This window comes from Pantanalinema rosaneae CENA516 (assembly GCF_050753385.1).
In the GTDB taxonomy this organism is placed as follows: domain Bacteria; phylum Cyanobacteriota; class Cyanobacteriia; order Leptolyngbyales; family Leptolyngbyaceae; genus Pantanalinema; species Pantanalinema rosaneae.
Map to the genome: position 1 here is coordinate 1 of NZ_JBLZFZ010000060.1, position 19,373 is coordinate 19,373.

Here is a 19,373-nt window from a genome sequence, read left to right on the forward strand (position 1 = left end):
CACTGGCACCGCTCCCCTACTCAACATGGCTTGAGTCGCGCCAGGAGTGGCAGCATATAGATACATGGGCTTGCCAAGTCCCAACGCCGTTCTATCCCAGAGCCGCTCGGGAAACAGTTGCACGATCGCCAATGGTGAATGTTTCCCCCATTGCTCCAGGGTTTTATAGAGTGCGGGGTAATCCCACAACTCGGATGTACAGTCGCTCACGAGCCAAATTAGCCGCCTACCGGTTGGGTCTAATAAGCTACTGGGAGGACGAGATGATAGCACTGTAGCGGTCGGTTGCCAGTTGGGGACTACCCGAATCGGCCCATTCTTGTCACCTTGTAAGCCCCAGGTGCGAATCTGGCGAAATGCTCCCTGTTGTTCTACTAAAGTCTGCAATTCGATAATGGTGTCCTCCCACAACTTCAGGGAAGGGCTGTCTTCTACCACGATCGCCAAATCAAACCAGCGTTCCGGGGCACGCACTAACACTGGCGACCATACATCCTGTTCAGCGATTTGGACTACAGTGGCTTCTTCGTCTAGAAAACACTGCGTTGGAGAAGGAATTTTTCGCATCAGGGGACGTAATGCCCGTGCCAGGTCAAGTTGCGATCGTAGTGCCTTAGCAGCGGGCACTTGCAACGGTATGCCTGCCCCCAATCCAGGTTGTTTATCAGCAGCAGCTTCAGTTGGGGGAGGTGGTGTGTAGACAGGGACTTTAGGGTCTCGATTGGCAGGCGGAGATACAGTTTCTTGTCCTTGGCGGGTCACTACATCGGCATCTGTTACTTGGTCTTGTGAAATTGTCTGGGTTACAGGTTGAATGTGGTGTGCTAACCACAAGATATCCAGCAAGTCTTCTGTATCCAGATTTGCCTGATGCCGAGCATCTAACTTCGCCCATTCCTCTCGTAGTAGGCTGGCAAATCGCTGAATTGAGTGAGTCGGCTCAGATTTTGCCATACCCGCTTCATCCTACTTATCGAGAGAACGAAACAACTTCTCGACTAATCCCTCTGGTGCTTTCTCCTGGGTAATTAAATACACAGCATTCAGCAGTTGGTCGGTCGCGCGATCGCCGCCGCCACTCTCACGCCGTTTGTAAAAATCATTAATTAAGTCCTCAGCTTCCTTTGCTAGCTCCTCATCCAGTTGAGTTGCCACAATTTGACGCAGGCGATCGGGGTCAGGCTGCTGAATATCTAGCCGTAGGCAGCGCCGCAAGAAGGCTGGTGGGAACTCTCGCTCTGCATTACTGGTGAGGATGACAAAGGGAAATTGTTGGCAACGCACCCGCCCCCGCTCAATGTTCACGGTCGCCTGATAGGTGGGTTCACTGTCATCCCGATAAGCTGTCTGTACCGATACTTCTGGTTGTTCATCGGCAATCCGCTCTAGCTCAGGAATACTGAACTCCCCTTCTTCAAAAATGTGAAGCAGGTCATTTGGTAGGTCGATGTCGCTCTTATCGATTTCGTCGATTAACAAGATACGGGGGCGATCGGCGGCTAAAAAGGCAGTTCCGAGGGGTCCCAGACGAATGTATTTGCCAATCCGACCCAAAATCTCTTCCTTTTTAATACCCTGTTTTTTCGATAACTGAAAATCCTGCAACCGCCCGATCGCGTCATAGCTGTACAGCCCATCTTTTAATGTGGTGCGAGTAGTAATGGGCCAATACAAGACTTCCCCCAGGCCCAACTCATAGGCAACCGCATAGGCTAATGACGTTTTCCCCGTTCCTGGTTTACCGGTTACTAACAGCGGTCGCCGTAGATACAGCGCAGCATTGACCATTTCAACTTCTTGCTGACTAGGATAAAAGGTAGCTCCCCGCCGCTGCTTGCGTGTGATGCGCTGTTCTGGATTAGCGGCATTTTGTTTGCTGAAGTCTCGCCAACGTGGTGGAGCAGGTAGGTCATCAATGGCATCAGGTCGCGGCTGATAGGGCTGTCCCGGTTGTTCCGAATTCCGTCCTTTGAAAATGTGCCAATCGGTACTCATAAAGATTAGGGGAAGTAAGAGCTAGGAGGTGAAGATTATGCATCTGAATTTACCGTTTAAGCAGGCATTCTAAATCTTTGGGGCTGGGTTGCCTTGGGTGGCACGACGATTGGGTCATCCCAGATAAAACCAATCATCTCACCGATGTGAGGAGTGTTCTTATCACGTCGCTGATGTGCTTCTTTTCTAAGATGAGTCACTTTAGTAGGTAGTTCAGTCAAACAATTATTCAAAAGCTGATAAAATTCTCGCTCAACATTGGGTGAAAACTGATGGAGCCAAACTGCTACAAAGGTTCCTGTACCTAGCAAAACCGAAAAGTGACAAGCTTGGTCTTCTAAAACAGAAGGGGGTGGCTGAAGCTGTTGCCAACCTAGAATATGTTCTGAATCCAGCTCATCGTATAGGGTCTCACCATCTTTGTTATTGCCACAAGCCAAGCGCTGAAGAGTAGGATGTTCTTCTATCAAATTTAAGGTGCTCCACTTTTTCTTCCATAACCTTTGCATCTGGACGTCACAGAATCTTCTATCTAAGCGGTCTGCGCACCGCAAAATAACGCTATAGCGAGAACTGATTAATTTTGGTTTAGGGTTAGATGGCATTTTCTTTTGAACATGCCATCGATCTACTGTCCAGCGTAAATACTGGCGAGGTAAGAAAACTTCTACTTGCAATGACGGGAAATCATCTTCTTCATGAGGTAACTCTTCCACACTCAGATCTATGCAGACCTGCAAAAACTCCTCTAGTTGTGCTTCACCAGCTAATGAATCTAGATCCATGAGCTTTTTCACACCAATACAAGCACTAGAATCATACTGCTCCCGGTTTGGAATCAGATATGCTTGTACAGAATAGCTATTGCTGCTTAACTCTGCCTTGACCCAGACAATTAAATGAGGAGCTATGGCAGAGGTGCGCTTTGCTTGTTGATCGACTACTTCTTGTTGGACTACCTGCACAAGTTTCAGTGCGTCTATCCTCTGTCCGTGTAACCATTGAAGGAGGCTAAGCTGGATGGAGAGTCCTAACTCTGGCTGAGCTAAGTAGCCAATAAATCGCTCGATCGCCCGATAACTACTACCCTGTCCAGTCATATTCTGAACTTGTAGAATTGTGTCCTGAAGTGTTGATGGATAGGGTTCTGTAGAAATTTCAGGTCTTACGAATTGATAAGCATTGCGCCAATGAGGCGCAAAATTCTCTCCTGCGGGCAGCAGTAGCTCGAATAGGTCGATCGCCTCTAGTACAGGTTTAATCCTTTGGTACGGAATCATAAGGCCCACTTTAGCGGCCTCGCGCTCCCGATCACGGGCAACAGTGATTCCAGCAATTCCTGCCAATTGTTCATCCCAAACCGGCGCACCACTAAATCCTGGCTCAATGGGAACACCTTGAGTTTTAGTATCCTCTATCTGAACCCTACCTTTAGTCTGTTCTCCCAGAAATTTTCCCTGAGACCATATACCATCAGGGTGTCCATTTGGAAATCCGCAAACATGATATCGATTGTCTCTGTAGTAAGTGGATTCTGGAAACGATAGGGGTTTTGCACCATCTGGAATTTCTACAATTTTAAGAATTGCTAAGTCTTCATGATTGAATTGCCACACTTCTGGAACAACTTCAGCATTCTGAAACTGCTGCCTTGCTATGAAGGGAAAGTCAATTTTGATGGGCTTTCCTGCCACAGACTCTGTAGCAATTTCCTGCGGTGTTTTCCCTAAACCTAAGCTTTGAGTAACAATATGGGCACAAGTTAGGATGTATCCACGACTAAAATACAATCCTGCGCCAATAACTTTATTATCCTGATAAAACCGGACTAAACTCGCTTTATAAGCTGCCTCTTGTTCTTCGTCAAACATTCGTTGTGCTCAACCTATTGCTCTTTCCACTTCAAGGTGACTTCAAAGGTGGCTTCACTCCCTACGGATGTAAACAAGACCCCAGCGTCAGCCGTCAGCTTAAAGCCAAACTTTACCTCTACTTCATCGGCAGGTGTTGTTAAGCCAGCCTTTAGACGGGTAATCACGGTATTAGCTACGGGCTTTACCTTATCCAGTGCCTGCTCAAAGGTTCCCGCTGCACCTGCTGCAACTTTATAAACTTCTTCTCCCAAAGCAACATTTTCAACAGCTTCTCCCGCATCTGGCTCCGGAATCTCGAAATAAGCTTTAGTGCCATCTTCCAAGGTGAATTCAGCGATCGCTTGTTTTTTCATATCAACTGGGTTTTTGGGCAACTCACATCTAGGATGCCCCGATTATACTTTTGCGACCACATATCGGCTCAAAAGCGGCTGAATACTAGCGTATAGGGATACGGCAGCTAGACTGCTTGGAGCGATCGCTCAAGGACTTGATTCCCTTGGTGGAAGAACTGGAGCGCCGAAAGATTGGCTTTTGCTCGTTGCAGGAGAATATTGACACGACGGGCGGTGGAAACCTGATTTTCCATTTGTTTAGCGCATTGGCGGAGTTTGAACGCAACTTGATTCGAGACCGGACTCAAGCCGGATTGCAAGCGGCCAGAGCTAGAGGACGTAAAGGCGGACGATGGCAGAAGTTAACAGCGCAGCAGACCCAAAAAGTGAAACGCTAGGTAAAGTAGTGTGATTTTCAAAACAAAGGGGCACTCTATCTAACGGGAGAGCTTGTAACTTTGCCATAAGCGCTGCTGAAGCTATAAATGCAACGCACTTCCTGGTGTGCCGGAATGTACTTTAATGAACTGCCCTAGATTTTGAGTAAGGAGAATGAACATGACTGCTACAGTGCCCCCAAGTTCTACAACTATTAGAAAAGCCTATCAATTTCTTCAAATCCGAGTTCAACTGCTTGGGCGGGGAATGACCAATGAAATTATGAATCTCTACGTTAATGGCAAGCGTTTGAAGCCCAAAGTCAAAACAATGCATGAATTTTTGAACTACCTTGGTTTGCAAGGCTTTCGCATTGTTACGGCTGAACTTGAAACCGAAGGGATATATACGCATTTTTATACCTTGCAACGGGAGTTGTTAACTAAACAGCCACCTGATGGTGATATTTTTGATGAGCTTTCTAAAGCGAAAGATGGAGCTGATTTTGGGGATACGATCCGCAATTTATTTGAGGGTGGTTTGGACCGCTTAGCTTAGAAAGCATCCAGCACAAGAGTTTGTCAGGGGTGTGTTTGCATTTCCGAACACACCTTACGTCACAAAGCTATTTGGCAACCCTTACTCTGTAAGTGTGACATTTTCGTAAAGCAGGTCGATCGCACAGCTAAACTCAATACTTTCCAACAGAATAGTGTCGCCTTCTGTGTAGGGTTCATAAATCCAGCGACGACGTTCACTACGGCGATAACACTCGACGCTGACCGCTTCAGAATCAATCAAAACATATTCCTGCAAACTGGATAGCTTGTGATAGGCGCGGAACTTGTCACCTCGATCGCTGCTGGCCGTACTGGGAGACAGCACTTCGACAATGAGTTTGGGGAATTGAATCAGCTTCATCGCAGCTTGATCACGAGTATCACAACTGACCAGCAGATCCGGGTAGAAGTACAGCGTGGGGCTGACCTGGACTTTGACATCGGCAACATTAACCCGGCATCCTCTTACCCGTACATGGGGACGCAGTGCCGTATAGAGATTGAGGGCAATGTCATTGTGGGGAATCGTGCCCCCGGTCATGGCAATCACTTCCCCATCCCAATACTCATGCCGAATCTCTTGGCGAGGTTCCCAGTCCAGGTATTCCTCCACCGTTATTTGAGGCAGATGGGGTGTCGCGATCATGAATCCTTCTCAACGCTACTTTTATTCTAGGCATTGAGCCGAGATACATAAAGAATTATCATATAGGCATTACAGCCTTGTGGCGCAGAAATTTTAGGATTTGGCCTAAGTTGGCATAAAGGTAGCGAAGCTGCATCCAAGTGCCATGTGACGCATCGAAATCTTACCCAGCAGGACTTCTAGAAAATTTTCCTTGATTTAGGGAAAACATACCCAAAAATGACCATTTACGGGCAAGTTTTCAAACGAAAAAAGTGTGCAAAGTCCATTCTGTCGTAAATTTTGTCAAAGGTTCAGTCCTGGATGGTGCGATCGCCAGACAGGTCCTGTGAACACTAACGCGGCCTACTATCCTCACTTCATGCTAATTGGTGGTCAGCGGGATGGATGTCCTGAGTCAATCGGAGCCATTAGCTCTACCCTATCACCACCTGTTTTTCATACCTGTTAAGAGAAATTTAAGTCGTTGGGGGAACAGTTGTTCACAAAACTGGTGCTCCTCAGTGAGCATTGTCCTCTAATTTCCTAGACAGATTAAATTCGCGGCTTTCCCCGAGGGGAGGTGCGAGCGCAGGTGATACTGATACTTCTTCTATTACGCTTAATAATGTTGTCAAACTCTCTCTATCTAACTTGGTGATAAAAGCATTTCTCTTCCTTATTAGTGTTGCGAGTTGCAAATGTACATCGGATAAGACTCCTAACCATCAAATCTAGGAAAAACACTCACTCAGGGTAAAGATGCTTTTATCACCAATGTCCATTTTAAACATCCCACATCAATAGATTTAATTAGATTCAAATCAGTAATTTTGTACTAAAATTTGGTTGTCTGAGTGAGAGCTGAGGTGTAGTCAATGCTCTCAAAATAGAAAATTTACACCCTTTCAATGGATATTTTCACCGCTACAGTTCATCCGACTGAAACGCCTGCTGACGAGTTAGCTAGACTCCAGCTAGAAATTGCTGTGAAGGTTCAGCGCTGGACGAATGGCAAGCTCTTGGCCACCTTGGGCTTTCTCAATAATCTCCTGTACTGTGCCGCTAAGCAGCTAGATGTCTTCGCTATTTCTGCATTTCCCAAGAGAACTCAGGTGTGTGCAGACCGTGTCCATCACTTGCTAGAGCCAATTTCGCTGACCGTGCCAGTGACTTATTCAGCGAAATTCCTTGATACGTTTTGGGGTGCGAAGGCGACCACAAGTGCCAGTAGTGTTCGCCGCATTCGGGATGCATTATCCACTATGTTTGGGCTGTTTACCTATGAAAAACAAGCGGGTCCGAGCAACCATACTGGTCAGCCTTGGCAGCGAGCGACCTATCACAACTTTGATATTCCCAAAGCCTTAGTGGTTTACGAGCAGTTGGAGAAAACTTGGATTGCGCGTGAAGGATTTGATTCGTTACCTAAACACAAGGGGTTCTCCTGCAAGCTGCTGTACGATGCGGTATTTTCCTGTACCCTGGGTATGAATCGCTCGATTCCTTTCAATGTTGGTACCATTGGTTGTACCCCAAAGGTGGCTACACAACGTAGGCAACGGCAACGACGAGACACCGTATCCCGTCGGCGCAATGAGTTATTATCACTCAAGCTTTGTGCCGAACAATACCGACGACTTGGTTTAGACCAGGCTGAACCTGAGCAATATCAAGAGTTCCAACAACGGATAGAGCAACTGTCAGGGTGGTTTGAATCCCCAGACGTTCAAGAGTTTCTCAAGGAGGAGGAATTATCATTCAATCGAAAGTCCGCTAAGAGGTAGCTAAGCTGCATTCAATGAGTCATTTCATTGACAGTGTGGCTTGTCACAGTGGATACAACTCTACAGTGAATCAGATTATGATATGAATTACTAAAACGCTGATATTCAGTAATGACATTTAATAGACATTACATGGTGATCGTGCAGTTAGCCATACCAATAACCCGCTCGTATCCTATGTAATACCAGCCACCTGCCATCCTTTTTTAAGGATTATTGATTCCATTATTTCCAACGCAACTATCTATAAGTTTGACCGATAGATAGACAAACTGCTCTAGCTAACATTTTTCTAATCCCAGGCGATAGTTAAACCATTTTCATCTTCAATCATACTGCCACTACATTTTGGACAGGGTTGCTGGCTAGGCCAGGGATGAACCTGTGTTCCCCGGCACTGGGGACAGAGGTTGAGGTCTTGGTCATAATCAGCATCCCCCGTCGGACCATCCTCACCAAATCGCCCAATTAAAACATCGACTAGCGTCTGGCAATCCTCACAGGTCATCGTCTGGACAACTGCCTCCATCCCAACATCACGCCCACCCGATACCATCGCTGTATAGCCACAGCTAGGACAGATAAAGTTAACGATAGTCCCCATGATTTCTCCGCTTTATGACAGTTGCTTAACTACTACTTATCAATTGAATGATTAGATTAACATCACCGTTCTAAACAATGGTTGGGAAACTTGATGAGGGTTGGATACAAGGGTAAATTTGGTCAAAACAACCGCTGTTCTGTTTAAGCACTGTGTAGCATTTCTAGGAATTTGCCAGCAACTGATGCCGTTGCTTGAACAAGTTGATGAAATGGGAATGGCTCTGAAGTCGGTTCCGTTAGCTCCTCTGGCAATATCAAGCACCAAGAGTGAGTTGGTGCAGTGCTGTTTACCTGCTCACCTGATGCCATAGCACCGATGAACGGTTCCAACCGATCGCTATGACGCCCGACCCATTCCACGACTTCACTGCGCGATCGCCCGGTGGCGGCAGCTAAGCGGTCTAATCCCTTCACCCCCGTTGGGGTAAGCGACATGGACACTCCGGTTTTCGGTTCATCGTATAGTTCCGGCACACCTCGCCGACTTTGATGCCCGACCCGGACCCGCTTCTTCTGCCAGGCTTGGCGCATTCCAGGCCGCACCTCCGTCTTCTCAGTCTGGATTTGCTGACAGGTTTTACAGCGATAGCGTTGGTGACCCGCCCGGTCTCTGCCATACCGAGTCAGATTGTTGGTCTCACCTCCCCCATCGGGGCAGTCTGGGTTTTGACAGGATGGGCTCATCTCAATCACCGATTTGGGTAGCTCCATTATGACCAGCGAACTGTGCATCAATAGTGGAATTCATGAATTGATATGTTGTGAGAAGCATCCTTCATCGGATTACCCAACATATTGTGATACCAGCTCCAACACTTTCTCCTGGCTGGTGCGGACTTTCTGTTGGGGCTGACGCTTATCATAGATGCGGCGGAGGATTTCCGGGGAATGCGCCATTGCATAGGCCAGCGATCGCACACTAGACTCACTGTAGCCTTGGTCTAAAAACCAGGTGGCATAAATATCGCGTAACAGGTGCGGCGTCACCATCTGCCCAGTCAGGCGGTGAGCTGAATTTTGAATCAGTCGGTAGAGGCTACCCGTATCGTGCGGTGTGCCTTGAAGGCGCTTGCAAAACACATAGTTATGGTTGGGGTGTAAAGCCAGGCGCAGACTATGCCATTGCCATCCGGCCTTCGGCGTGGTCACCTGCCCACCGCTTTGCCAATTGCCTGCTGCATCGCGGTAATATCCGTATAAGAAGGCCTCCAAGTAGTCGTAGAAGCATTTGCCATCGGGAAACGTGGGGTTCGGAACTGCTAAGCGTTGATGGCCATAGGTTTTCCCGGTTTTGTAGCTCTCTGGCATTTTATCTTCATACCAGATATTATCCACATCTTTGTAAAGATAGCCACAATATTTGTCCTGCTGGCGGTCTAGTGGGAGCGGATGAATCCACTGCCCCTCGACCAGCCCCGGTGGTTTCTGGATTGGACAAGATAACGCTATCTTTAGGCCCCGAAACTCTTGCTGGCGACGGGGCGGACGAAATGTCAGCATCCCCCACAGTAGAAAAATCTGAAAGGATTGCGCGATCGCGGTGATGGAGCGCAGTTCCCCATTGGCTTTGTGGCAGGCACATTCATAGCGTAACGGAGTGACTACGCGATCGAACACTTCAGATAACTCCAACCATTTCTTGCGTTCATCGGCCACCCGAGGGTCTGAGTAGGATTTTTGTTGTAAGGGGCGCAGCTGACTGCGAATGGCTAGCATAGCGGGGATGTCGTTATACTTGGCATCTTGCGTTTCCCGCACATATTGAAACCGGACCAACGCATGAATCGTAATTAACGCTTGGATGAGACTGGCATGACTGCGGTAGTGTCGTTCGTTTGTCAAAAACTCTAAATAACGGCAGACCCAGTCCTGGAGATACTCTGCCGCTTGCTCTGCCTCATACAGGGCTTGCTCCCGCTGGGGACAATGGCGCAGCGCCACCTTAGGCACCAGTAGCGCCAAGGTTAAGTCCTCCAAGGCCACGCCTTGATGGAAATGAAACCAGCCAAAAATGCGCCGCATATGCTCCACATAGGTCGCGACAGTTCTCGGCTTCAAGGCATCATGCTTGCGGTGTGCGGAAAACGGCGAGGTAAAGAAGGCATAGAACGCATGGAGTTCAGTGTGCAACGGAGCTGGAATGTCTTCCTCCTTCAAGGCATAGGCAGGCAGGAGCTTCCGCTCCGTAATCACCTTATTTTTGGTATTGCCAAAGCCGTGATACTTGCGCGGTGCCAGATTCTGCGACAACTTCTCGACATTACTGGGATACCAAAGCTGGTCTGCGGCCCACCGCAACAGAGCATGGAGACGGCTACGGTAGGTGTAGCGTGACGCCATCGGCACCGCAAATTGCTCAAACACCTGCTCCTGGATGTCTGGCAGGTCTACGATGCGGGTGGTGGATATCTGGGTCAAGCAGTCATAGGCTGCCGCTAACTCTGTTTGGGTGGGTTTGCGACCTGGAGGAAAGGGCTGTCCGAGACCCGGTAAGGTGTAGCGCGTCAACGCCGTCAGCGTCTGAGCCGCGATCGCTTTGGCCTGAGTCTCCGGTTTTTGGGTGAGCAGAAATGCCTCATATTGCTCCAAAATATCTGCGATCGAGAGGGGTTTCATCTAATACATACCTCCAAGGGAATGAGTGATTTTGAGTTGCTCTTATATAAGAGCAAACGACCTGATTTACTAACAGAAACTTCTAATGACCAACATACTAATATATATCAGAAAATCGGCAATTCCTGCTAACTATAACACGATGTTGGCGGGTATCAAGTAATAGCTGAAATCTCTAAAAGCGCTGCTGCAAAAGCTTTATAGATACACTATAACCCAATAACTTATATATGCAAGTCGGGCTATATATTGGAAATTGCTCTTATATAAGAGCGAGATTAGTGAGTTATTTGCTCTTTAGAAGATGACCAACACAACGATAAATAGAGGAGATTTTTTATAACTTAATGTCTTTGTGATCGTCAGTCACAAACTGGCTTGAAAACTTCTGGTTGTGTCAGCAATTGCCGATCGCTTTTGTAGCGCAGGTGTAGAGATGCGCACCCAGAAATTGCTTCACTGCCAAAGACAGTAATTTCTTCGGGGTATGCCCCGAAGAAATACCAAGCTCAGACTGGCTAGAGCCATGAAATGAGTGAGCGGTTTAGAGTCCAAACTGCCGACAGACCGATTGATAGCGTTCTCTAGCTCGGTAGTAGCGACGCGATTCCCCTTTAGAAATGTCCCAAAAGGTTTTGATAAAGGCATCCTGTCCGGTGATGCCGTGCTGACGGTACTCCACAATCAGCGATCTCAGGGTGTCATTGTCCAAGCCATCAATTTCGGGAAACTCAAGTTCGGGCGAACCCGGTGCGGAATTGACCGGGTTTTGCCCAGTTTGAGACGTGTTTTCAGCGGTCGAACCGGTCGAACCGACATCGTCAAAAGCCAGTTCCAAACAGCGTTCGAGCCAAGTTCGCTCATCTGCATCAGGTGCAACCTCGGTTCGGGAGGAGTTCGGGTTGGGTTCGCCAGGGTTCGCCTGCTTGAACGGCGTCGAACTGGGCTCACCCAGCCGGAAATACTTGGCTTGGCAGAGGTCTGGCAACTGACATAACTGATTGCCGCCTAGGGTGGTGAAGGCGATCGGGATGCGGCGATTCTGCGTTTGGTCGCTGGCATAGACGGCGAGTAGGTGTTGCAGGCGCTGGCGCTGCTGGGAATTGCTGACGACATAAGGGTTAGAGAGGGCATCTTCAATGCTTTGGTAGTCGCCATTCCGCGATTGTGCGAAGTACGCCATGTTGTCCTGAACGCTGGTATCTAGCCCTAGCTGTTTGACTCGGGTGGTTTGTGCCAGTAGCCAAACGGCGATGTTGTCCTCACCACCCTGAAAAATCAGCCGTTCAATGGCATCGATCGCCCGCCCCTGGTAATCCGTCTTATGCTTTTTGTCGAAGCGTTCAGCCATGCGAATCCAGGTATTCCACTCATCAAAAATGACTTTAACGGCTCTGGGCGCGGATTCCCAATGTCCACCTTGTGCCACCCGTTTGTCCTGACGCACCTCCAAAATCTCTGCCACAACTTTTTCTAGCCGATCAACAGCGACGGGAACCTGAGACGGTTTGTTGCAGAGTAAATAGTGATTGGTTTGCTCAATGCCGCAGAATGCCGCGCCTTTGGGGTCAAACACCCAGAAATTAACATTCCCGGCATACTGTTGCCAGGTATGGGCGATCGCGCTTTGAATGGTGGTGGTTTTACCGCTGCGGGTGCGGCTGGCAATCAGAATATGTCCCTCATACCGGGCCATCTCTGCGGTTAAATCTCTAACAGCTAGTTCTGTTGATATAGCCGCGTCAGGTGGCAGTTGCTCCGTACCCAGCGGCATTTCCGCCGCTGGCAGCTGGGTAGTCGATGGGAAGAATTGGGAGCTGAGCTGTTGCTTGTAGTAGACCGCTTCAGTGGCAATTTGGTGCTGGACCAGTTCTTGCTGCATCAGTCGGGAGGCGAGATCGTAGCTTTCTTGTTCCTGTAATTCCTGGCAGCGTTTGATATAGGTGGCACTGACGCCGATGCCCATCAGGTAGGTGAGGAGACGCTCCCACGGTTTCATATGGGAGATGTAGCTTGGGGCCAGCCAGAGGGCCAATGTTAAGGCACACGCAAATCCCACTTCTGAAGTGGTGGGTGGTTCATCCTTAGTAACGGCTTGCCAAAGCGCTTTTAGCCAATCCATACACTCACCCCAATGCCTAGAATTACAACGATCGCAGCTGCGACTAACACCGCCCAGTAGACTTGCAGATTGAGCTTGAGGTAAGCGGCAATGGGCGCACAAATGAGCCAGGACAGGGTGTAAAACACGATCGCGACTACCAGCAGAATGACAATGAACTGGCGGGACACGGGCAGATTGACGAAGAGCCAATGGAGTAAGCCCACCATCAGCAGTCCCAGCTCACCCAGCAACAGCAGTCGCAGCGATCGCGCCATTTACCACACCCCCTGAATCTTGCTCTGCAACTTCTCAATCTCTTTATCCAGCTTGCTTTCGGTTTTCATAAGGTTGGCTCCCAGTTTGGCGTACTTGCCCCGCAATCCGTGCAAATGGTCTGCCAGATCAGCATTAGCTTCTTGTTTGCTGTATTCAACACCCGCCAAGATCTGTTCATAGTCCCGGTGCCGACGATGCAGCTTGCCATCCGTGCGTTCAATTTTTTCCATTGCGGTATAGGCTCGACTAGCGTACCGGTACTGGTCAGTGGTCTTGGTGGCGAGTTCTTCCAGGGCGACGGCTTCCTCCTCCGAAAAGTAGCGAGGAGCAGTCAGCACGGGCATCGAGCGGAAGCTGTCAAACGTGCCAGGGTTCTCTGGCGTGATGGCGGTCGGGTCGGATTTGAACACGCGATCGGGGGTGAGGGAGTGCTTCCCTTGAACCAGAGATAGTCCCCCACTCCCTTGCCCGTTAATGGCTCTGAATAGTCGTCCAAACATGGAAGCCGCTCCTAAAGGATGAGTGGAATCAAAATCAGCAAGACTAGAAAAATCTTCACCAGCAGTTGAGCGATCGGGTCATTCCCGAAATGGTCCGCACTACCTTTCCTGCCTGACTTCCCTGCCTTGCCCAACCCAAGCGAGCCGAAGCTTGCGCCGGAGAGCGCTGGCTTGAGAAGTTTTAGACCGGCTAATTTCTGTGACGGCTGACCTGACTGGCTTTTAGGCTGGCGCTGGCTGGTCGTTATGGTTGTCGTTGGAGTGGGTCGTTTCCAGTGAGGCAACCGCAATTTAGGTAGGTTGGGCAACCTCAGCCTGGGCAGTTTTCTCAGGTCAAGTCTGAACCGAGCTTGAGATACAGGTTGAGTTTTCGTCCCTGGCTCAGAACTAACAAATCCCGGTGTGGCATAGACTGGGTAGCGTTGATGCACCGCCAGCCCTCTGGGTTGATGAACGATCGCACCCCGAGATTGAGGCACGATCGCGCCATTGGGAGACCGGACGATCGCACCAGGATCAGCTTCAGCGATCGGTAGCCCAGGACGATCCTTAAAGCTCCCATCTAGCAGCAGTTCTCTGGTCACAGGCGCATAACTGGGGCGTGGCGGTCGTTGTCGTCTGGGAATCGGTGGTGGCTCAAAGTCCATAACGCACCTGCACCATGTGCGACTGAGTTCGTTGGGGTATGGGTGTAGTCGGAGCTGGTGAAATTGTTTCTCTGACTCGTACCCGCTGGGGAGGACTGAGCATGACTTGAGCGACCCATCCGCGATTGCCGTTCCATTCCGTTTCCAGCCAGACCTCACCATCGCTACGGATGCGATTGCCGGTCAAGACGACAGAGGCATTACAGGGAATTACATTGGTGATCGCGGCATCATCCAGACTGGGAACGGTACGGAAATTTGCCCCTGCAAAGTTCTGACAGCGGGTGACAGTGGCAGCTAAAATGTCCTGATCAACGGCAATCGGGGACAATGCAGGAGTCGGGACTGTAGGAACTTCTGGGGTTAGCGTAGGCGTTGGATGAACGACGATCGCGGGTTGAGTGGTTACCGTTGCTAGTTTGGGGAATGGCAGACGAGCGGCTCCCATCAAACTCAGATTGATTGCGACCACGGTGAGGATGGCTTTAGACATGGCGGCTCATCCCCGGTAAGTGGTTGTGATTTGGACGCAGGCTAGAAACGGCGACGAAGGTTCCGATCGCGAATAGAGAAATTATGCACAGCATAAACACCAGCTCGACCAAGCCGAAGGCATCCCAGTAGTAAACACCCCTTTCCGACTTGTTCTCTACCTTGACCTTGATGTTGATTGGCTGAACGGCTTGAGACGCTGGCTCTGGTTGGGGCTGATGGGTGGTTATCGGGATGGCTAATTGCTGCTGATAAGCGGTCTGCATTATCCGGAGTCGTTCATTTTCCAACTGAGATCGCTGCACTTCCAATTCATCCCGTTTCAGTTGCAGCAATTCAAATAGGCGTGGGTCGCTTAAAAGATTGCCGGAAACTGGAGCAGGTTCTAAAGCTGACTGATGGTAAGCAGCTAATTGCCCAGGCTCCTGATAGGTCAATGGCTCTGCTTGCCTAGGTTGCCATTGAGATTCATGAATGGCTGTGGTTTGGGGTCTGGGAATGATGGCGTAACTTGACTGGCTGACGATCGCTTGATGCAGTTGGTTAGCGCGATCGCTGCACACTAAATCACATAGCTTCAATACTCCGGCTCGCGTGTAGAAATGTCGTCGGACTCGATCGCTGCCAATCTCTTCAATCCAGTGGAGTCCTGGCTGTAATCGGCTTTTGAATTTAGTCAGTTGATGTTTGCTGATACCTAGTGCGGCTAGGGTGAGCGCGGTGGGCAACAACCATATGTGCTGCGGATGGGGAACAGCTTGCTTGAGGATGGGTGCAAACATAGCATCTCCTGATGATGGGGAAGACGGTCTACAGGGGCAATGCGCCCACGATCAAGGTCGGTGCGATCGCGAGAAAATTGCTAGTGAGGTCGGGGACTTCTAACGCATCATCAATGACCGCAAGAAAATCTGGGCTAGGAGTGTTGTCACTAGCCAGTTCTTCTACCAGATATTGCTGAATTCTCAGAGGAGCCTGTCGTAATCGGTCAGCCATTGCGCGGGCAGTATCGCGTTCATAGCGGGTCAGCTTGCTATCAAAGGCAAACACCTGCGTATTGATGCTTTGAATACCTGACTGAGCTAACGATGAAATGGCATTAGTTGTCGTCTGTTCTACCTGGGCTAACTGCTGTTGCTGCTGTTCCCGGTTCGGGTTGGGACGCTTCGCTTTTATGCGTTGGCTGTCTAAAGCTTGCAATTCCTCTGCGGTTAAACTCATAAGTCGAATTCCTCCGAGTGCTGTTCAATACGTTGGATTAACTTCTGCTTGGCAAGAGCCAGGTTTCTGACCCGCTGAAGCTGGGTACTGATGAACAAGAATTTTTTGACATCCCGCTTGGTATAAACGGGTTTCGGTGACGGAATCAGGCAGTAGGGCAACCAGGCATAGAACTGAGTAGTACTGAGTTCCCGCCCTGTCCAGATCAAAACTTCACGCCTCACATCATCACGGGTGTAATCCTCTAGGACTTGTGCAGTGGGCATTTCAAGTAAAAGAAATCACGATGTCAACTGAATCTCGACAGATTGCGATCGCTTTTGGGTGAGATTCCAGTAAGATGGTAGCACAAGGTAGATAAAAGTAATCTACTTAAGCTAAATCTTGACCTCAGGTAGACAATAGGAGGAGAAAGTATGATTTTTGAGGAAATGCCCACAGATAAGGCAAGAGTTGCAACTTACATTGACGACGATCTCAAGCAAAAGTTAGAAAAACTAGCGGCGCTGGAAGACCGTAGCGTTAGCAACTTCTTAGAACGATTGATTAAGGAGGTAGTAGCTAAAGCTGAAGCTGAAGGCAAAATCTAAAGGATTATCTAATGACATCTCAGGTTTTACGATCGCCACACCCCAGACAGGCAAAGGTCATTCATCAGGTGAGTTGGGAACAACTTGAGGAAATCGATCGTTCTTTAGAAGATTTCCCTGGACTGAAGCTGCTTTACCTGGATGGAATGCTAGAGATTATGCCAATTAGTGAGGCACATGAAGAAGCTAAAGCGACCATGCGGGTGCTCCTAGAAGCGTATTTAAGAGCCAAGGGTATCCGCTTCTATAGTCGTGGTGGCCCAACGCTAGGAATTAAAGAACAGGGAGCCAGAAACGAACCCGATGAATGCTTTAACCTAGGGAGCCGCAAACCCTACCCGGATCTAGTATTTGAAGTCACAGTCACCAGTGGAGGAGTCGATCGCTTAGAAGGCTACCGCCGAATGGGAGTCACTGAGGTTTGGTTTTGGGAGGATGGCGTTTTATCGATCTACCGTCTCCGAGCCGATGGCTATCAGCAGATTGCCAACACAGAACTGGTAGCCAACTTCCCGTTATCGCTATTCACTCGCTACATGACCTACCACGATCAATACGACGCGGTGAACGAGTTTCTTGCTGCTCTTCCATCACAGGAGTAGCCACTAACGTATAGCTGACTTTAGCTACGGAGGACGAAATAATCTCCATGACTAACGAAGAAGCACAAAAGCCAGAGAATTTAGGGAAGGAAACACTAGGATTAGCAGCGCCAATCATTCAATCCCGCTTTGAGATTGAATGGAATGCCATACACCTCAGTTCCAACCCAACCTACATCACACAGCTATCCGATCAACATAATTTGTATCTCAACCAAGCTGCTGTTCTAGCGCAATCAGGTAAACCACCAGCTGAATTTCTATCTTCTACTGCCCATACTCTTAACTATGAAGATGAATTAGTCACTAGATGTGGGCATATCAAGACAGACGGCTTCTTAACGGAATACAGTTATGAAGCCATGCGCTGGTTCCAAGATGAATCAGGTTTGTGGGTCAGACGACGCATGCGTTTTGTATCGAATTTCTGGAGAGTAGAGTATTTAGGACAGGACTGCTGGCTGGGTGAAGTACTCCAAGCCGAAGCACTGAATCAATTTGTTCCAAGTTAGCAAAAACTTGAACCAGCTTGACTGACAAGTAGATTAGCAAAACTACTCCACGTCACCTATTCCGGGTACTGAAAATATCACTACAACAACTATCAAGATTTTTATGCCACAAGCAAATACATCACATAATCGCGTTACTTTACGAGCTGAAATTTTATCAGCCATAGAGCAGAGCCCACAGCAATATAAGTTCACCAAGCTGCCTGATGGAAATCAGAAGATTGAGCCTCTACCAAGTACAGGGCTATCCCAGGATGACTTTAAAACCATAGCCTTCCTATCAGATAGGATCGCCCAAATCCCTAGTAAATCTTGTTTAGATACAGCAAAATCCGACGGGAAACAAGATTTAATCAACACTTGGAACCTGCAACGAAGCGCCAGTAGCCAAATTGCTCTAGTCTTTGCAAAGATAGGATTCCGTCTCAAAATCGATAAAATTCCAGGACGAGGCGTAGAAAAATTAAATAGGAATCTTTGTGAAAAATTTGGATACTACTTTTATAGTCTTTGGAAATTAATTCAAGTTTCCTTTGAGAAGTTGTCTCAACAAATATCTGATCTACCTAGTACAGCCGTTGATGTTTTTCTAGATATTGTGGCGGATTTCATAGAACGGTCTTTTATCTTACGAACTACTGCTTATTATAAAATCGATACATCTAAGCCGGAGTCTTTAGAATCCACTCCTGCTTTATTACAAAAAATTATTCCTGTACTTCTGGAACTAAGCGAACAGGATAAGCAAATTGCATCGTATCTAAAGAGTTGCGAAAAAGAACATATTGAACTTTACGAATTTCATAAAGAATTAATTCCAAAACGAAATGCCCAAGGGAAACTCCACAAATCTGAGATATGGCAGGATGGAATAAGAAAAGTAGATAATGGTCGTCGATTTATATAAGTAGAAATAATGTTAAAAAACTGTTACACCAGAGCACATTTGTTCCACTCCTTCTTCTTCGCTCTAAGGTTATTTAAACGCTGCTTATACAGAGCAGGCTTAGCTAGATAAAAAATTGAGGCTAGAGGCGTTAAATCCGTTGAACACAGGCTGGCTCACTGGAAAGCTAGCTAGAACAACAAGAGTTAAATCCTTAGTCAGCCTCAAGAGAGAAAGAGTAAGGGCGAGCGCTAGAGAAAACAGGTTGGTAGCTGCTAACAGGGCAAAGATTATGAGATCTACAGACAACATTGATCTACCATGCTTCTGAACCATTTAGTTTTTGACAATGCAATTTTTGGGTCAGCCACACTCGAACCAACTAATGCCCCTGCATCAGGAGTGTGCCGTGGCTCGTCAAGCGTCCCCGTTTGGAATGGCACAAGGAGTGTGGTTATGTTATAGGAATCTCTAGAAGCCCAAAACCCCCACTGTTTGGCGACAGCAGGGGCATCAAGCTTCAGTATTTATTTGTAAAAGGTTTGGGGATGCTAACCCACGATTTTGGAAAGTTCAGAAGTTAGCTTACCCGGCTGGTCGTAGCCTCTCCGATGTCTGTTGACGTTGGAGCACCATGCGCTATGCCAATTTTAGGGTCTATTTGTCTAATGGTGCAACTTTTTTGGACAAATAGGCTAGCTGCGGCATGGCGCGATGTTTACCCCCTTCAGGACTTAATCTGCCATGCCCCACGAATTACTGGCTCC

At 48.3% G+C, this 19,373-nt stretch carries 23 protein-coding genes; 7 read left to right on the forward strand and 16 right to left on the reverse strand.

Annotation, left to right across the window (positions count from 1 at the left end):
- The 4 genes from ACN4EK_RS25845 to ACN4EK_RS25860 all read right to left on the reverse strand — a co-directional run.
- The coding region (locus ACN4EK_RS25845) for an SAV_2336 N-terminal domain-related protein (RefSeq protein WP_431661164.1) at window positions 1-954 on the reverse strand (954 nt) is incomplete at its 3' end.
- 12 nt (window positions 955-966) lie between these two features.
- A complete protein-coding gene (locus tag ACN4EK_RS25850; RefSeq protein WP_431661165.1) occupies window positions 967-1,995 on the reverse strand; it encodes an AAA family ATPase in 1,029 nt (342 codons plus the stop codon).
- Window positions 1,996-2,051: 56 nt separating this feature from the next.
- On the reverse strand, window positions 2,052-3,866 hold the full coding sequence (locus tag ACN4EK_RS25855) for a VMAP-C domain-containing protein (RefSeq protein ID WP_431661166.1): 1,815 nt from the start codon (window positions 3,864-3,866) through the stop codon (window positions 2,052-2,054).
- 14 nt (window positions 3,867-3,880) lie between these two features.
- Complete coding sequence (locus ACN4EK_RS25860) at window positions 3,881-4,222, reverse strand: CU044_2847 family protein (protein WP_431661167.1); 342 nt, start codon at window positions 4,220-4,222, stop codon at window positions 3,881-3,883.
- A 98-nt stretch (window positions 4,223-4,320) separates the two neighbouring features.
- Between ACN4EK_RS25860 and ACN4EK_RS25865 the strand changes: the two genes are divergently transcribed.
- Both ACN4EK_RS25865 and ACN4EK_RS25870 read left to right on the forward strand, forming a co-directional pair.
- Entirely contained in the window at window positions 4,321-4,602 is a 282-nt protein-coding gene (locus tag ACN4EK_RS25865) for a recombinase family protein (RefSeq protein WP_431661203.1), read from the forward strand.
- A 160-nt stretch (window positions 4,603-4,762) separates the two neighbouring features.
- The gene (locus ACN4EK_RS25870; RefSeq protein ID WP_431661168.1) at window positions 4,763-5,140 is read left to right on the forward strand and encodes a hypothetical protein; all 378 of its coding nucleotides are present in this window, start codon (window positions 4,763-4,765) and stop codon (window positions 5,138-5,140) included.
- Window positions 5,141-5,221: 81 nt separating this feature from the next.
- On the opposite strand, the gene ACN4EK_RS25875 is transcribed toward ACN4EK_RS25870, so the two are convergent.
- Entirely contained in the window at window positions 5,222-5,788 is a 567-nt protein-coding gene (locus tag ACN4EK_RS25875) for a Uma2 family endonuclease (RefSeq protein ID WP_431661169.1), read from the reverse strand.
- 890 nt (window positions 5,789-6,678) lie between these two features.
- Between ACN4EK_RS25875 and ACN4EK_RS25880 the strand changes: the two genes are divergently transcribed.
- Window positions 6,679-7,554 carry a hypothetical protein gene (locus ACN4EK_RS25880; protein WP_431661170.1) on the forward strand — a complete coding sequence of 292 codons (876 nt, stop codon included), beginning with the start codon at window positions 6,679-6,681 and terminating at the stop codon, window positions 7,552-7,554.
- Between the two features lie 292 nt (window positions 7,555-7,846).
- Here the strand turns inward: ACN4EK_RS25880 and ACN4EK_RS25885 are convergent, their stop codons facing one another.
- From ACN4EK_RS25885 to ACN4EK_RS25935, 11 genes are all read right to left on the reverse strand, one after another.
- On the reverse strand, window positions 7,847-8,158 hold the full coding sequence (locus tag ACN4EK_RS25885) for a hypothetical protein (RefSeq protein ID WP_431661171.1): 312 nt from the start codon (window positions 8,156-8,158) through the stop codon (window positions 7,847-7,849).
- Window positions 8,159-8,301: 143 nt separating this feature from the next.
- A complete protein-coding gene (locus ACN4EK_RS25890; RefSeq protein ID WP_431661172.1) occupies window positions 8,302-8,844 on the reverse strand; it encodes a hypothetical protein in 543 nt (180 codons plus the stop codon).
- Between the two features lie 99 nt (window positions 8,845-8,943).
- Window positions 8,944-10,776, reverse strand: a complete 1,833-nt coding sequence (locus tag ACN4EK_RS25895) for a site-specific integrase (protein WP_431661173.1) — start codon at window positions 10,774-10,776, stop codon at window positions 8,944-8,946.
- A gap of 544 nt (window positions 10,777-11,320) precedes the next feature.
- On the reverse strand, window positions 11,321-12,898 hold the full coding sequence (locus ACN4EK_RS25900; protein WP_431661174.1) for an FtsK/SpoIIIE domain-containing protein: 1,578 nt from the start codon (window positions 12,896-12,898) through the stop codon (window positions 11,321-11,323).
- Entirely contained in the window at window positions 12,886-13,155 is a 270-nt protein-coding gene (locus ACN4EK_RS25905) for a hypothetical protein (protein ID WP_431661175.1), read from the reverse strand. The genes ACN4EK_RS25900 and ACN4EK_RS25905 overlap by 13 nt, the downstream gene beginning before the upstream one ends.
- Window positions 13,156-13,656 (reverse strand): hypothetical protein, encoded by a 501-nt coding sequence (locus tag ACN4EK_RS25910; protein WP_431661176.1) that lies wholly within the window; start codon window positions 13,654-13,656, stop codon window positions 13,156-13,158.
- A gap of 11 nt (window positions 13,657-13,667) precedes the next feature.
- Window positions 13,668-14,303 (reverse strand): hypothetical protein, encoded by a 636-nt coding sequence (locus tag ACN4EK_RS25915; protein WP_431661177.1) that lies wholly within the window; start codon window positions 14,301-14,303, stop codon window positions 13,668-13,670.
- Window positions 14,293-14,796 (reverse strand): hypothetical protein, encoded by a 504-nt coding sequence (locus ACN4EK_RS25920; protein WP_431661178.1) that lies wholly within the window; start codon window positions 14,794-14,796, stop codon window positions 14,293-14,295. Before ACN4EK_RS25920 ends, ACN4EK_RS25915 begins: the two co-directional genes overlap by 11 nt.
- On the reverse strand, window positions 14,789-15,577 hold the full coding sequence (locus tag ACN4EK_RS25925) for a hypothetical protein (protein WP_431661180.1): 789 nt from the start codon (window positions 15,575-15,577) through the stop codon (window positions 14,789-14,791). Before ACN4EK_RS25925 ends, ACN4EK_RS25920 begins: the two co-directional genes overlap by 8 nt.
- A 28-nt stretch (window positions 15,578-15,605) precedes the next feature.
- Entirely contained in the window at window positions 15,606-16,016 is a 411-nt protein-coding gene (locus ACN4EK_RS25930; protein ID WP_431661181.1) for a hypothetical protein, read from the reverse strand.
- A complete protein-coding gene (locus tag ACN4EK_RS25935) occupies window positions 16,013-16,282 on the reverse strand; it encodes a hypothetical protein (protein WP_431661182.1) in 270 nt (89 codons plus the stop codon). Before ACN4EK_RS25935 ends, ACN4EK_RS25930 begins: the two co-directional genes overlap by 4 nt.
- Before the next feature lie 150 nt (window positions 16,283-16,432).
- On the opposite strand from ACN4EK_RS25935, the gene ACN4EK_RS25940 reads away from it, so the two are divergent.
- The 4 genes from ACN4EK_RS25940 (at window position 16,433) to ACN4EK_RS25955 (ending at window position 18,627) form a co-directional block, all read left to right on the forward strand.
- Window positions 16,433-16,606 (forward strand): ribbon-helix-helix protein, CopG family, encoded by a 174-nt coding sequence (locus ACN4EK_RS25940; RefSeq protein ID WP_431661183.1) that lies wholly within the window; start codon window positions 16,433-16,435, stop codon window positions 16,604-16,606.
- 11 nt (window positions 16,607-16,617) lie between these two features.
- On the forward strand, window positions 16,618-17,208 hold the full coding sequence (locus ACN4EK_RS25945) for a Uma2 family endonuclease (protein ID WP_431661184.1): 591 nt from the start codon (window positions 16,618-16,620) through the stop codon (window positions 17,206-17,208).
- 47 nt (window positions 17,209-17,255) lie between these two features.
- A complete protein-coding gene (locus ACN4EK_RS25950) occupies window positions 17,256-17,720 on the forward strand; it encodes a hypothetical protein (RefSeq protein ID WP_431661185.1) in 465 nt (154 codons plus the stop codon).
- Window positions 17,721-17,823: 103 nt separating this feature from the next.
- Window positions 17,824-18,627, forward strand: a complete 804-nt coding sequence (locus tag ACN4EK_RS25955; protein ID WP_431661186.1) for a hypothetical protein — start codon at window positions 17,824-17,826, stop codon at window positions 18,625-18,627.
- Window positions 18,628-19,373 lie beyond the last annotated feature (746 nt).

Coding starts and splice junctions, on each gene's coding strand:
- ACN4EK_RS25850 (WP_431661165.1), bottom strand. CDS start 1,995: ATGAGTACCGATTGGCACATTTTCAAAGGACGGAATTCGGAACAACCG.
- ACN4EK_RS25855 (WP_431661166.1), bottom strand. CDS start 3,866: ATGTTTGACGAAGAACAAGAGGCAGCTTATAAAGCGAGTTTAGTCCGG.
- ACN4EK_RS25860 (WP_431661167.1), bottom strand. CDS start 4,222: ATGAAAAAACAAGCGATCGCTGAATTCACCTTGGAAGATGGCACTAAA.
- ACN4EK_RS25870 (WP_431661168.1), top strand. CDS start 4,763: ATGACTGCTACAGTGCCCCCAAGTTCTACAACTATTAGAAAAGCCTAT.
- ACN4EK_RS25875 (WP_431661169.1), bottom strand. CDS start 5,788: ATGATCGCGACACCCCATCTGCCTCAAATAACGGTGGAGGAATACCTG.
- ACN4EK_RS25880 (WP_431661170.1), top strand. CDS start 6,679: ATGGATATTTTCACCGCTACAGTTCATCCGACTGAAACGCCTGCTGAC.
- ACN4EK_RS25885 (WP_431661171.1), bottom strand. CDS start 8,158: ATGGGGACTATCGTTAACTTTATCTGTCCTAGCTGTGGCTATACAGCG.
- ACN4EK_RS25890 (WP_431661172.1), bottom strand. CDS start 8,844: ATGAGCCCATCCTGTCAAAACCCAGACTGCCCCGATGGGGGAGGTGAG.
- ACN4EK_RS25895 (WP_431661173.1), bottom strand. CDS start 10,776: ATGAAACCCCTCTCGATCGCAGATATTTTGGAGCAATATGAGGCATTT.
- ACN4EK_RS25900 (WP_431661174.1), bottom strand. CDS start 12,898: ATGGATTGGCTAAAAGCGCTTTGGCAAGCCGTTACTAAGGATGAACCA.
- ACN4EK_RS25905 (WP_431661175.1), bottom strand. CDS start 13,155: ATGGCGCGATCGCTGCGACTGCTGTTGCTGGGTGAGCTGGGACTGCTG.
- ACN4EK_RS25910 (WP_431661176.1), bottom strand. CDS start 13,656: ATGTTTGGACGACTATTCAGAGCCATTAACGGGCAAGGGAGTGGGGGA.
- ACN4EK_RS25915 (WP_431661177.1), bottom strand. CDS start 14,303: ATGGACTTTGAGCCACCACCGATTCCCAGACGACAACGACCGCCACGC.
- ACN4EK_RS25920 (WP_431661178.1), bottom strand. CDS start 14,796: ATGTCTAAAGCCATCCTCACCGTGGTCGCAATCAATCTGAGTTTGATG.
- ACN4EK_RS25925 (WP_431661180.1), bottom strand. CDS start 15,577: ATGTTTGCACCCATCCTCAAGCAAGCTGTTCCCCATCCGCAGCACATA.
- ACN4EK_RS25930 (WP_431661181.1), bottom strand. CDS start 16,016: ATGAGTTTAACCGCAGAGGAATTGCAAGCTTTAGACAGCCAACGCATA.
- ACN4EK_RS25935 (WP_431661182.1), bottom strand. CDS start 16,282: ATGCCCACTGCACAAGTCCTAGAGGATTACACCCGTGATGATGTGAGG.
- ACN4EK_RS25940 (WP_431661183.1), top strand. CDS start 16,433: ATGATTTTTGAGGAAATGCCCACAGATAAGGCAAGAGTTGCAACTTAC.
- ACN4EK_RS25945 (WP_431661184.1), top strand. CDS start 16,618: ATGACATCTCAGGTTTTACGATCGCCACACCCCAGACAGGCAAAGGTC.
- ACN4EK_RS25950 (WP_431661185.1), top strand. CDS start 17,256: ATGACTAACGAAGAAGCACAAAAGCCAGAGAATTTAGGGAAGGAAACA.
- ACN4EK_RS25955 (WP_431661186.1), top strand. CDS start 17,824: ATGCCACAAGCAAATACATCACATAATCGCGTTACTTTACGAGCTGAA.